Raw genomic sequence first — 12958 nt, forward strand, 5'->3', positions numbered from 1 at the left:
ACCGTCGTTCGGTCGACATTTAGTGCTACGGCTATTTGGTTGGGGTTCATGTTCAACTCTTTCAGTTGCAAGGCTTTTTCGGCTATCCCAATATAGGTTGGAACTTCCGGAGGGTCGACTATGGCGACCTCGAACGGCACTTCCCCCTCGGTTCGAATGCTTTGCGACCGTGTCCACCATCCTTCGCTCAAAAGCATCACGAAAAGCCGTATGCCATTGAGCTACGGCCGGCAAGCCATCGCGAAGAATTCGAACCGTCGTTGTTCTCTACTTATTGGCCATATTCCTGCAGGATGATCTTTACATCCCTCATGAAAACGGCAGAATATTCCGCGCCGTGGTAGAGGCTGTCGTCATTCAGTTGCGAACCCAATCCCGCTTGGGCGAGCAGTGGCCGCATATCCTTGGAGAGTCGTCGCAATTCCGACGCCAACAGAAGCGGATCCATATCTTGCCGCTTCGGATCGATCACTCCAAGCCAAAGCATCTCCAAAGCTCTGAATCCCTGAGCCCAGCTGATCCACTGAATGGGTATGCCCTCGGGCTTCAACAACGGATCGAGCACCCCGGATTGAAGCCGGTACAATTTTTCCCGATTGGAGCTGCGCACCTGGACAACGCCGGAGCGCGCCATCTCGGCGAGCGCATTCTGAACGGTACGCGGGAAATAGCCAGTCTGCCGCGCGATCTCGGAAGGATGCATCTCGGGCGCCGCGCCGAGCAGGCAAAGCAATTCGCATCGGGCGTTGACGCCCAGCAAAGCTCTCAAGCGCAGTAAGAGCGAAGGCATTCCCTTCGCGGGAAAGGGCTGGGCATGTCCCCGCAGCGTGATCGGGCCTCGCATGAATCCGTGGGCGCTGAACTCCGGTGCATGCTCATCAGGCACGGGCAGCGGTTTGCCGTTCTTCATGAAGAACAGCGGTTCCGGTTTCTCCAGGGAATATGCCACGGACAGGCGCCCCCACTTGAGGGGATTGTTCGACTTGTTCCCGAGCAGTTCGGAGACGGCACTCAATTGCGCCTTGCACTGAAAATCGAACCGTCTCTCCAAGGCCTTGAGCCGCTGGACGTTCAGGAAATCCCCGTTGACCACCAGCCAGTCGAGGATTTCATCAAACAGCCGCGCGTCGTAACGCCCCACCGTCAGCGACAGCAGGAGAAGCGGCTCCGGATCGATTACCCGACGTTCTTCGACCGAGCCGTGCCCTGGAACACCAAGGGCAGACCATTGTCGCCACAGCAGCGCGAGCAGGCGATCGAGAACGAGCGACTTAAAGTCGACCAACGAGATGTTCATAGCCAAACTCCCTGAGGAACCACTCCAGACCCCGCAGGTATCCTTCGGAGGGATCGTGCGTTCGCGCCCACCGTGCGGCCTCCAGAAATTCCTCATCGGTAGGCTTCAAGAGTTGGAGGTCGTCGGCATGATAACCGCCACGCTAGTCGACTGCCGCATAGAGTTTGAAATAGATCTGGTCGATCCGGTCGATGAACCCTATCGACAAATGATCACCGAAGGGTTTCCAAGTCAGACGTTTCGCGAGACCTTCCGGCAACCCCATGCGGAACAGGCCACCTTCACCATGACTCGGACCGTTGTTGAGCCAGTCCTTCGGCATGCCCAAATCATCGGCGACTATGCCGCCGGCATCGACCAGCGATTGCGGAAGCGGATCAGGATCGAGCAGCGCCCCATCATCGTCCATCAGCGCGATGATATCGACATCCTTTGTCGTCCGGGCGATAAGGTTCGTCGCGATCAACGCCGTGCCGCCGCACACGACCAGGTTGAAGCGGGGCGCACCGGCCAGGGCCAGACGTCCGTTCAAGAGGAGTAGCGCTTCCCCGAAGCTTTCAAGAAAACCTTGTTTGTCATTTGTGGTACGCATAATACGCATTATAAATGACGCTATGTCTTGTGGCAATCATAATAGATAGTTATAGTACGTATATTACGAACTATAAATGACTGGCCAATAGTCCCCTAATGGGCGACTCAAGTTGCGCCTCGTTTCACCCGACTGTTCTCAGTTGATATTCTATGCTCGGCCGGATTCGCCGGTTCCGAGCGGACCCTCGCTAAAGCTTCCCCACCTCCTCGACCGGAAGGGACTCGAAGCGATGATCTGATGGCGTCTGGCGCGCCAAGTGTTATTGAGTCTCCCGCTTGGGGACCATGGGTTTGCCTTCGATTGGGCGAAGCGCCCGCACCACCGTGGTCCGATCTGCCTTCAGTAGCACAGCGATGCGATTAAGGTTTATCCCTAATTGGTGCAGGCGTTTGGTATCCTCGGAGATTTTCAGGTAGGACGGAGGCTCGGTAAGTTCTTTCAGAGCTATCTCGAACGGCACCTCCCCCTCGGTTCGAATTCTTTGCGACCGTGTCCACCATGAAAAGCATTCGAACCACGACCAGCATCTTGCCCCTGACCGTGGCGTCTATCTGAATTTGAACCCGATTTATATCTAGTTATTCACAGAATAGCGTATACTTGTGTATACGTATGAATAAGTCGGTATAATTGGAGGCGAAGCCTTGGACAAGATCGCCAACCCTTTTTCGCCTGGTGCCGGATCCCCACCACCGGAACTCGTAGGTCGCGATGACATTCTGGAGCGGACGCGGGTTTTATTGGGGCGTACTCGCCTGAAGCGCCCTGAGAAGAGTTTTTTGTTAACGGGGTTGCGTGGTGTCGGCAAGACTGTGCTTCTCAACGAGATGGAGCGACTGGCTCGGGGCAATGGCTACCGAACGATCCTGATCGAGGCTCACGAGGAAAAACCGTTATCCATCCTTCTCGCTTCGCAACTGCGTCGTCTTCTATTCGAATTGGATCGCCTTGCCGGCATGGGCGACAAGGTCCGTCGTGGCTTGGCTACCTTGAAAGGCTTCATCGGCGCCATCAAAGTGAAGGTTGGTGACGTCGAGTTTGGGCTGGACATCGAACCCGAATTGGGAGCGGCGGATAGCGGGGACATTGAGGTCGATTTGCCCAACCTCTTCGTGGCGGTGGGAGAAGCTGCCGAAGAACGCCAGGCTCCTGTGGTCATCCTGGTCGACGAAATCCAATACCTGAAAAAAGAAGAACTGAGCGCACTTATTATGGCTTTGCACAAGATGCAGCAGCGCCAGCTTCCCATGGTATTGATTGGTGCCGGCCTTCCAATTTTGCCTGCGCTTGCAGGTGAATCGAAGTCCTACGCGGAGCGCCTGTTCAATTTCCCTGTTATCGGACCCCTTACGGAAACCGAAGCGTTCAAGGCTCTTCAGGATCCGGTCAAAAAAGCCGGAGTGGAGTTCGAAGCAGCAGCATTGGCGGAGATTTATCGCCTGACCCAAGGATACCCTTACTTTCTTCAGGAATGGGGATACCAGGCATGGAATCAAGCCACAGCCTCGCCAATTACGCTTCAAGTGGTTACAGTGGCTACGGAGACGGTCATTCGCCGTCTTGACGAAAACTTCTTCCGTGTCCGGTTTGATCGACTGACGCCACGCGAGAAGCAGTACTTGCGGGCGATGGCATATCTCGGCCTCGGTGCACGTCGGAGCGGTGACATTGCCGATGTCCTTGGAGTGCAAATCGGGAGTCTTGGCCCCGTCCGCGCCAAGTTGATCAGCAAGGGAATGATCTACAGTCCTTCCCACGGCAACATGGACTTTACCGTCCCGTTGTTCGACGAGTTCATGCTTCGGGCAATTCCAGAGTTTGAATCTCGCGCATGATGGAGTCGCGAAATACGGCTTCGAAATCGGCACGTGCTTTCCGGTGGGAGTTTATCCCCCGGTTCCGACGCGGCGCCTTCGGATGGCGCGGTTCGGCGCTTGCCTGTCAGCGGGTCCGGCAGGCAGTTGCCGAGATTCGTAAGGTTGCAAGGAAAGATCCTGCCCTCGCGGGGGAGGGGGCGGTCCGATTCCTTGAGCGCGTCTCAGGGGCGCTCGAACAGATAGATAGCTCCTCCGGCGCCATCGGCAACTCCGTCTACGGCGCGATATTGGATCTGGTGCCGATCGTCTCCTCTGCTCCGGTCGACGAAAAAGGCCGCAATGCATGGATGGACCGTCTGTGGAAAGCGCATGAGGACGACCAGATCCCCTACATCGAATCCCTCACGGATCACTGGGGGGAACTGTGCGCCTCAAGGGAAATCGCCTCGAAGTGGGCCGACGAGTTGCTCCCGTTCGTCAAGAAGGTTTTTGGGCAGGGTTCGTCGCCGGGCGTCCATTTCCACGGGACCACGGCTGTTCTGAGCGTGCTCCTCTTTGCCGGCCGCCACGAGGAGTTACTGGAACTCCTGGACCTCGACCGGCTTCGGTGGTGGTATTACCGAGCCTTTGGCGCGAAGGCGCTGGTGGCGATGGGGCGGAAGGCCGAAGCCGTCCGCTATGCCGAAGCGTGCCGTGGCCTCAACGCCCCCGATGCCGCGATCTCCAGTTTCTGCGAGGAGGTCCTCCTTTCCTCCGGTATGGTAGTTGAGGCATACGAGCGGTACGGTTTGGCAACAGGTCAACGTCAGACATACCTGGCGACTTTTCGTGCGATTGCGAAGCGGTATCCCCACAAGGATCCCCGGCAGATTTTGGACGACCTGATCGCGAGTACGCCGGGCGCGGAAGGGAAGTGGTTCGCCGCGGCGCGGGAAGCCGCATTCCTGGACACCGCGTTGAGGCTGGCCGAGTCTTCTCCTTGCGATCCGAAGACGCTAACGCGCGCTGTTCGGGACCATGGCAAGTCCGACCCGGATTTCGCCGTGGGGGTCGGGCTTGCCGCCCTTCGATGGATTTCCGCCGGTTACGGGTACGAGTTGACCGGCTTAGATGTGGTTACCGCAGCTCGATTCACGATCGAGGCGGCCCGGAATTCAGGCCGGGTGGGAGAGGTGCAGGACCGCATCCGCGCGATGATCGCGGATGAAGGGCGTCGGCCGGGAGAGGGAACCCTGTACCGCTTTTTAGGGAAGGATCAGGCATCCCGGAACGGCCCTGTGGCTTAAACCGGTATGCTCTTGACCCAGCGCAGAGCCCGTAAGACCGTCGTTCGGTCGACATTAAGTGCTGCTGCAATTCGGTTGGGGTTCATATTTAACTCTTCGAAATGTAAGGCCTTTGGGGCTATCGTGATATAGGTTGGCACGTCTGCAGGTTCCATAAGCATTGCCTCAAAGGGCACCTCCCCCTCGGTTCGAATGCTTTGCGACCGCCTCCACCCACAATCCTTAGCTTATATCCGCATCGGTGTTGCTGAGAATACGGAATTTCGGGATTATCTTGATTGCAACCCGTTATGGGCTGTTCGGAGAGGGCCGCCCGCCATCAGGAGGAGAACTGGCTTCGGTAGACGGTTTTGTAGTGCGCCAGCTTCGTCTCCAGTTCCCGCACCTTCTCGTCCAGCCCCGTTTTGCGGGCCAGGACGATGGCTTCGGCCAGGCTTTCCTTGCAGTCGCTGTAGGCCGCGGGCGCCCCGAGAAACGGCCGGGCATTCGCGAGCTGGTGGTAGAGCAGGCAGATGTCCCGCTCCACCAGCTGCGCCGCGATGTGCGGGACCCGTTCGTCGACCGATTTACTCTTATCAGACACCCGCTCCTCCCGAACGATCGCCGGCCCGCGATTGATGCCTTACGTGTTCAGACGACCATGGCAATCGCGTGGCATCCCCCGGCCTTCGCGATGCAATGCCACGGATGCCGGAAGATATATAACACGGAGAACCGGCATGTCGTAACCGGGTTTTGATATCAATAGGGCAAGAGAACCCCACCTGTATACATAGCGACTTTCCGTATCTTTCCCGGTTAGTAACAGTATCCCATCCGCTTGACATGCCTGCCATAAGGCAGTACGATGTCGCCATGTGGCAATAATTGCACGTGTTGACCGCATCGGGAGGGAACACATGGAGGCCATACTTCGAATTTGCGAGGTTTTGGGAGGAGACCGGGTTCTGGGAAGAAAGATCCAATCTCCGTTCGATCTCGATGAAGCCGTAAAGCACGGGCTTCCGTTTTCCTCCTTCGAACGGGTGTGCGAGAAGATCGCCCTGAGCGCCGCCGAGGCCATCGATCTGGTCGCCTCCTCGTCCCGAACAATGGCTCGGCGGAAAGCCCGGCATCAGCGGCTGAACGCAGCTGAATCCGATCGCCTGGCGCGCCTGGCGCGCATCTTCGCAAGGGCGCTGGACGTGCTTGAGGACGAGGAGAAGGCGCGGCGTTGGCTGCATAAGCCGAATCGTTCACTCGGCGGACGGGTCCCCCTGAGGGTCATGGATACCGACATCGGTGCCTTGGAAGTAGAGCGCGTCCTGGGACGTCTTGAGCACGGAATCTTCGGTTGACACGGGTCTGGCGGCTTGTAAAGTCACGCTTTTCGGCAACTGCGTTCGACGGGGAGGGGGCTCGCAGGCAAGCCGGCCGGTGGAACTCGGAAGGTACGCCGATCGTATACACCGCGTCGACCGTATCTTTGGCTGCCCTGGAGCTGCTGGTGCATGCGGACGTGGAGGATATGCCCACGGGCTACGTGGCAATCCCCGCCGACATTCCCGAATCCGTTCGAATCGAGACGATCGATATCTCCACGCTGCCAATGCATTGGCGCGGTAGCGCACCGTATCCGCGCAGGTGCCAGACGCTCGGGGATGCCTGGGTCGTATCAAAACGCACGGCAGTGCTGGCGGTTCCTTCCGTCGTCGTCCCGATGGAGCGGAACTACCTTCTCAATCCCGCGCATCCCGACTTTCGGAAGCTCGTTATCGGCAAACCGGATATATTCAGGTTCGACGGGAGGCTTTTGCCCGGTAAACGATGAGGAGGAATATTTGGACCGCGAACCAACACGGAAGCGATGCGCCTGGCCGGGAAGCGACCCGCTTTATGTTGCCTATCACGACCATGAATGGGGAGTGCCGGTCCACGACGACCGGCTCCTGTTCGAGTTCCTGACGCTGGAAGGCGCCCAGGCAGGTCTCTCATGGATCACAATCCTTCGCAAACGGCAGGCTTACCGGGAGGCATTCGACGGATTCGACCCCGAGGCTGTGGCACGGTTCGACGGCGCGAAGGTAGCGGAACTCCTGGCCAACGATCGCATCGTACGCAATCGCCTGAAGTTAGAGTCCGCCGTCACCAATGCGCGTGCGTTCCTGAAGATCCGGGATGAGTTCGGCTCCTTCGACGCCTACCAGTGGCGTTTCGTGGATGGCCGGCCGATCCGGAACGCGTGGAAGCGCATCCAGGAGATTCCGGCCAGCACCCCGGTTTCCGATGCCATGAGCCGCGACCTGAAGAAGCGAGGATTTCGCTTCGTCGGAACCACCATCTGCTACGCTCACATGCAGGCGGTGGGAATGGTCAACGATCACACCGTGGATTGTTTCCGCTGGAAGCAACTTTGCTCCGGTAACCGCAGATAACCCTGCGGAACCGCTCATGGCCGACCATGCTTCAAGCGACGCAGCACGGTGTTCAAGTCATTAAATGAACGCGGGTTCGAGCGTCACTTCCGTCCGGATGGAGTTAGAGATAAGGCAATTCCGCTCGGATTTGTGGAGTATCTCCTCCGCCTTCGCCCTGTCCTCGGCCGATCGAAGCGCGATCCGCGGGCGCACGACCATTTTCGTGAACACGAAACGATTGTCCACGAATTCGAGGAGTCCTTCCGCATCGCTTTCGTATTTATCGAAAGCGAGCCCGGCGCGGCCTGCAAACGCCAGGAACGTGGACATGATGCAAACGTTTACGGAGGCGACGAAAAGGTCCTCGGGGGACCAGATCCCCTCGTGCCCCTTGAACTCGGGCGGGGTGCCGGCCTCGATGGAAGCCTTCCCGGCTGAGGTCAGCTCTGCTTTCTTCTCTCCCGTCCATCGGACGGATGTCCAATACTTGTAGCTCCTGGCGCCGATCGTCACCTTTCCCTCCCTGATGCGGTTCTTGACAATTATTCTATTTCAACGCTTGCAACTCCGGATGTGAAAAAGGCACGGACGGCGGCGGCAACCTGCCGGACATGATAAGCGGATACGACGATGTACGTAACCTGGTCTTGCTGGTCGAGGAGATGAAGGAGGCCGGTCTTTCCGAAACGGATATGCGGTCATACATGGGCGGTAATTTCCTTCGAGTGCCGGGAGCGTGTATAGGGTAAGACCAAAGACTTCATTGACAGGCACGAACGATCGTGCTATTAAATTGCGAATGACCAAAGGGACGGAAACCAAACTAACCATCCTGGGAACGGCGCTCGACCTGGCCAGCCGTCTTGGGCTCGAGTCCGTGACCATAGGCACATTGGCGAAAGCGACCGGGATGTCGAAGAGCGGCCTTTTCGCGCATTTCAAGTCGAAGGAAAACCTACAGATCGAACTTTTGCGGTATGCCGGAGAGATGTTCTCGCATGATGTGGTCGTCCCCGCGCTTCGCCTCGAATCCGGCGAGCCCCGAATACGGGCGCTGGTCGGAAACTGGGTGCGCTATTCGCTAAGTCTTGGCGGCGGGTGCATCTTCGTCACTGCGAGCACCGACTTCAAGGATCGTCCGGGGAAGGTCAGGGATTTCCTGCTTTCCCAGCAGGAGTCGTGGCTCGAGTGCCTGCGCCGCGTCGCGAAGTCGGCCGCGGATACCGCCTATTTCCGGAATGACATCGACTGCGACCAGTTCGCGTTCGATCTCTACTCCTTGCTTCTGGGATTCCACCTCTACCGCACGTTGCTTGGCAGTGAAGAGACGGAAGAAAGACGTCAGGCTGCATTGGATCGCTTGTTGAAATCCTACCGGCGAACCGCCTCCGCGGGAAAATCCGGACGGCGAGGATCGGCGGGCACGACCAAAACCCGTTAACTGTTCCAGGAGGATATATGGCGAACCGGGAAAGAGTCTCCTACCGACATAGCACGAACGTTCGTTCTCTAATAGTTCGCGAATGGGCGATACGACATGTCTTCCAGGCACTGTCGTTCGCCTCTCCCCGGCTGGCAGGAAGGTTCGTCGAAAAGCTCTTCTTCACTCCAGGTTCGTAAGCACCTTCGGTGGAGGAGCAGTGGCGGCTACAACAGGGAGACCCCTTCGAGGTCACGGTCCACGGCCGGACAATACGGGGGTGGCGGTGGGGTTCCGTGCGAAACGCACGCAGCCGCGTGGTCAGACGAAAGGGAACCGCGGCATCAGGCTCCCCCTTGGGGATAGGGAGGTTGTGTCATGCCACTATATGAAGAAATATTGAGAGCCTACCGTCAAGGATGCGCTGAAGAACGTATGGACACTTACCTCGCGAATCCGGGTCTCAGGGTCCGGTTCGATGAGATCGAGCGGGAAGAGGATGGCATGACGACGACCGGGAAGGTAGCAATGGAAACCCCCCTGTTTCGCCGGCGGGCATGTTGTTGACCCGCCGAATTGTCCGGCTCGCCCACGGCATCAAAAAAGAGCACCCGAACATGACCGGGCGCGGTGTCACAGGAGGATCGCATGAGCGACGAGACCGGATTGGGAATATTGTTTCTGCTCATATCCTTGAGTATCGTGCTTTTCGCGGGGGCGGCGGTCGGAGCGTGGCTGCTGCACAAGCGTTACCCCGGCATGGGCGGAAAAGGATCCGGGCAAGTCCTCGCCCGCCCCGAGGGCGTAAAAGCGGAGGGCGAGGACCTGTGGGGCGACGAAGGGGGCGGGGGCGAGTCGGCGCGAAACAGGGCGGCGTAGAACGGGAAAGCTGTCTCTAAAGTGCCGGATCCTATTCCTTTGCGGCACCATTCCTTTGCGGCACTTGTCTAAATACGAAACTTTAATATACCCTTACCCAACGATGGGATCGCTGTCGGTCCATGTGAGGGGGCAATTTTTTGCGCAACCGAAGCCGTAAATCCTCCTACGATGCCAAAGCCCAGGCAACGAGACGGATGATCATCATGGAAGCAACGAAGCTGTTCGCCCGACAAGGCTTTCATAAAACAACGGTCGCCGACATCGCAAAGGCGATCGGGATGACGCAAGGGGCGCTTTTTCACCATTTCCCCAACAAGAGAGCCCTGCTCGACGCCGTGGTGGACGGGCGGGCTCGAGGGATCGAAAGCTACCGTTCCTTGTTGAAGAAGAAAGGGCGCTCTGCGGAAACGGTCCGTGAGGTGGTCGACCTCATGGTCGAACATTTCAACAGGAATCCCGAAGCGACCACCTGCCTGGCGGCCCTCACTACCGAGTTCGCAGGAACGGACGATCCTTCCCTGGCCAAGATCCGTCAAGCCTGTGACATATTCGTCGACACGTTCGAAAACGTTTTGGCGAACCACCCGGCGATCCGTAATCCGCGCGCGGCTGCCATTGCCTTCTTCGGCGCGGTGCAGGGGATCGCGATCCAGGGTCTGCTGCGGGAGAAGAAAGTCCCCATAGATAAAATGGCGGACGCATTCCTGGGCATGATCAATTTACCGAAAAAATGGTGAGCGGCGCCCTCGTTGCAGGGGGAAATATCGCCCCTTGACATAGCGCATACTATCTACTATGTTTTCGGGAACCGCCGGGACGAACTCGGCGGAAAGAACGGATTCCCGGCAGTATTGAAGACAACGATCTTGGAGGAGCTATGAACCGGATCGGAAAAGCCGCTGTATTGGGCTCCGGAGTAATGGGGGCTACGATCGCGGCCCATTTGGCGAACGCAGGATTCCCCGTCCTGTTGCTTGATTTGGTTCCCGAAAATCTCACTGAGTCCGAGAAGTCCGGAGGGCTCGCCCTTACTGATCCGAAGGTCCGAAACAGAATTGCGGCGGCCGGACTCGAGGGATTGAGAAAGATGAGGCCGTCGCCGTTTTACCGGCCCGAATATGTTTCGTATATCGAAACGGGGAATTTCGAGGACGACGCAAGAAGGCTCGCCGAATGCGATTGGGTGATCGAGGCCGTAATAGAAAACATGGATATCAAGAAGCGGCTCCTCGCCGGCACGGTGGTTCCCCACTTAAGGGATGGGGCCATCCTGTCCACGAATACAAGCGGCCTTTCCGCCAACGAGATGGCGGAGATCCTTCCGGCGCCGATACGAAAGAATTTCCTGGTTACTCATTTCTTCAATCCTCCCCGTTTCATGCGTCTCGTGGAAATCGTCTCGACTCGTCATACGGAACCGGGCGTGGCTGCCTTCATGGCCGACTTCATCGAACGGCGCCTCGGCAAGGGCGTTGTCCAGGCAAAGGACACCCCGAACTTCATCGCGAACCGGATCGGCGTGTACTCCATGTATAACGCCATGCGCCACATGGTGGACATGGGCATGACCGTCGAGGAGGTTGATGCCGTTGCCGGATCGGCCACCGCCCGTCCAGGGAGCGGCATATTCGGCACCGCCGACCTTGTGGGAATCGATACCCTGATCCACGTGGGTAACAACTCCTTTTCTCTCCTCTCCGAAGACGAGGAACGGGACGTTTTCCGGATCCCCTTTTTTCTCCAGGAAATGGCGAATAAGGGGCTTCTCGGGAACAAGAGCAAGCAGGGGTTTTACAAGAAGGTGAAGGGGGAAAAGGGGGACTCGAAACATTATTACGATTACATCTCGGGCAAATACGACGAGTGCCGCCGCCCGACCTTTCCCTCTGTGGGCGCCGCAAAGGCCTGCGGCGATCCGGCGAAGAGACTGGCGGCGGTAGTCGCCGGTCGCGACAAGGGAGCGGAGTTTGCCTGGAGGACCCTCCGCGACACGTTGATCTACGCCTTCCGCCGGATTCCCGAGATCGCCGACGACATCGCCAGCGTCGACGATGCGATGAAATGGGGCTTCAACTGGGATATTGGCCCTTTCGAGATGCTGGACGCCATCGGGGTATCCGAGTTCGTCCGGAGGACGGAGCGCGAAGGATTCAAGGTTCCCGGGAAACTGAAAAGCGTCGAAAGGTTTTACGAGGAACGGCATGGGAAAGCATGCCGCCTGGATCTGGCCGGGGGACGATACGCGGAGGTGCGGAGACCTCAGGACGCGGTAAACCTATCCATCCTCAAGAAGAGCGGCGGCCTGGTCGATGGCATTCCGGGCGCATCCGTCGTCGATCTGGGGGACGGCGTCTTCTGCCTCGAATTCCACACCAGGATGAACGCGATCGATGACGGGATCCTTTCCATGACCGGCAAGGCGATCCGCCGGGCCGAAGAGGAGGGCGTAGGGCTGGTGATCGCCAACCAGGGGCGTGTCTTCTCAGCCGGGGCCGACCTTGCGAACCTGGCGGGAATGATCATGAAAGGCGCTTATAAAAGCATCGACCGCATGGTTAAAAATTTTCAGACGACCGTCATGGAGTTGAAGTACTCCGGCGTTCCGGTGGTCGCGGCGCCCCATGGCAGCGCCCTCGGCGGAGGGTGCGAAATATGCCTCCACTCCGACGCTATCAACCCTCATGCGGAAACGTACATGGGGCTGGTCGAGATCGGCGTAGGGCTGCTCCCCGCAGGCGGGGGGACGAAGGAAATGGCGATCCGGGCGATCCGCCGGGCAGAAGAAGGCGAGACCGACGTTTCCCCCTTCATCGCGAAGAATTTCATGAATATAGCGATGGCGAAGGTCAGTTCTTCGGCCGCGGAGCTATACCCCATGGGATTTCTCCGCCACGGGGACGCGATTACGATGAACCTCGACAGGCGGATCTCCGACGCTAAACGGAAAGTCCTCGCCCTTTCCTGCAACTATCGGCCTTCCCGGCCTCTGACCGGCCTGAAGGCGCCGGGCCGGAGCGTGGGAGCGACCCTTAAGGCTCAACTTTGGAACATGAAGATGGGCGGGTTCGTCACGGAATACGAGGAGCACCTCGGAGGAGTCGTCGCAGGCGTTATCACAGGAGGAGACGTGCCCGCCGGTACGCCGATCACGGAAGAGTACCTGCTGGACCTCGAAAGGGATGCCTTCGTCGCCTTGTGCGGACGGAAGGAGACGCTGGAGCGCATAGAGCACATGCTGAAAAAAGGGAAAGCGCTGCGAAACTGA

12 protein-coding genes and 1 pseudogene are annotated in these 12958 nt (G+C 58.1%); 9 read left to right on the forward strand and 4 right to left on the reverse strand.

The window, feature by feature from the left end; all coding sequences use genetic code 11:
• Positions 1 to 271: 271 nt before the first annotated feature.
• Positions 272 to 1297, reverse strand: a complete 1026-nt coding sequence (locus HY896_13490; protein ID MBI5577360.1) for a helix-turn-helix transcriptional regulator — start codon at positions 1295 to 1297, stop codon at positions 272 to 274.
• A 142-nt stretch (positions 1298 to 1439) separates the two neighbouring features.
• Positions 1440 to 1829, reverse strand: coding sequence for a nucleotidyl transferase AbiEii/AbiGii toxin family protein (locus tag HY896_13495; GenBank protein ID MBI5577361.1), 390 nt, complete (start codon positions 1827 to 1829; stop codon positions 1440 to 1442).
• Positions 1830 to 2536: 707 nt separating this feature from the next.
• On the opposite strand from HY896_13495, the gene HY896_13500 reads away from it, so the two are divergent.
• Positions 2537 to 3727: an ATP-binding protein gene (locus tag HY896_13500; GenBank protein MBI5577362.1), complete on the forward strand. Its 1191-nt coding sequence runs from the start codon at positions 2537 to 2539 to the stop codon at positions 3725 to 3727.
• Positions 3727 to 4911 (forward strand): annotated as a pseudogene (locus tag HY896_13505) (hypothetical protein). The gene HY896_13500 and the pseudogene HY896_13505 overlap by 1 nt, the downstream one beginning before the upstream one ends.
• Before the next feature lie 403 nt (positions 4912 to 5314).
• On the opposite strand, the gene HY896_13510 reads toward HY896_13505, so the two are convergent.
• Positions 5315 to 5578 (reverse strand): hypothetical protein, encoded by a 264-nt coding sequence (locus HY896_13510; GenBank protein ID MBI5577363.1) that lies wholly within the window; start codon positions 5576 to 5578, stop codon positions 5315 to 5317.
• 316 nt (positions 5579 to 5894) lie between these two features.
• On the opposite strand from HY896_13510, the gene HY896_13515 reads away from it, so the two are divergent.
• The 3 genes from HY896_13515 to HY896_13525 are packed head-to-tail and all read left to right on the forward strand — an operon-like array spanning position 5895 to position 7409.
• Positions 5895 to 6332, forward strand: coding sequence for a DUF2384 domain-containing protein (locus HY896_13515; protein ID MBI5577364.1), 438 nt, complete (start codon positions 5895 to 5897; stop codon positions 6330 to 6332).
• Complete coding sequence (locus HY896_13520) at positions 6329 to 6805, forward strand: RES family NAD+ phosphorylase (protein ID MBI5577365.1); 477 nt, start codon at positions 6329 to 6331, stop codon at positions 6803 to 6805. The genes HY896_13515 and HY896_13520 overlap by 4 nt, the downstream gene beginning before the upstream one ends.
• 10 nt (positions 6806 to 6815) lie before the next feature.
• Positions 6816 to 7409, forward strand: coding sequence for a DNA-3-methyladenine glycosylase I (locus HY896_13525; protein MBI5577366.1), 594 nt, complete (start codon positions 6816 to 6818; stop codon positions 7407 to 7409).
• A 60-nt stretch (positions 7410 to 7469) separates the two neighbouring features.
• Here HY896_13525 and HY896_13530 read toward each other — a convergent pair whose 3' ends face one another.
• Positions 7470 to 7904 carry an OsmC family protein gene (locus HY896_13530; protein ID MBI5577367.1) on the reverse strand — a complete coding sequence of 145 codons (435 nt, stop codon included), beginning with the start codon at positions 7902 to 7904 and terminating at the stop codon, positions 7470 to 7472.
• 286 nt (positions 7905 to 8190) lie between these two features.
• On the opposite strand from HY896_13530, the gene HY896_13535 reads away from it, so the two are divergent.
• The 4 genes from HY896_13535 (at position 8191) to HY896_13550 (ending at position 12958) form a co-directional block, all read left to right on the forward strand.
• Positions 8191 to 8832: a TetR/AcrR family transcriptional regulator gene (locus tag HY896_13535; protein MBI5577368.1), complete on the forward strand. Its 642-nt coding sequence runs from the start codon at positions 8191 to 8193 to the stop codon at positions 8830 to 8832.
• 627 nt (positions 8833 to 9459) lie between these two features.
• Complete coding sequence (locus HY896_13540; protein ID MBI5577369.1) at positions 9460 to 9690, forward strand: hypothetical protein; 231 nt, start codon at positions 9460 to 9462, stop codon at positions 9688 to 9690.
• A gap of 206 nt (positions 9691 to 9896) precedes the next feature.
• On the forward strand, positions 9897 to 10430 hold the full coding sequence (locus HY896_13545; GenBank protein ID MBI5577370.1) for a helix-turn-helix transcriptional regulator: 534 nt from the start codon (positions 9897 to 9899) through the stop codon (positions 10428 to 10430).
• A 140-nt stretch (positions 10431 to 10570) separates the two neighbouring features.
• Complete coding sequence (locus HY896_13550; GenBank protein MBI5577371.1) at positions 10571 to 12958, forward strand: enoyl-CoA hydratase/isomerase family protein; 2388 nt, start codon at positions 10571 to 10573, stop codon at positions 12956 to 12958.

The sequence above is a fragment of the Deltaproteobacteria bacterium genome, from assembly GCA_016218975.1.
In the GTDB taxonomy this organism is placed as follows: domain Bacteria; phylum Desulfobacterota; class Deferrimicrobia; order Deferrimicrobiales; family Deferrimicrobiaceae; genus JAENIX01.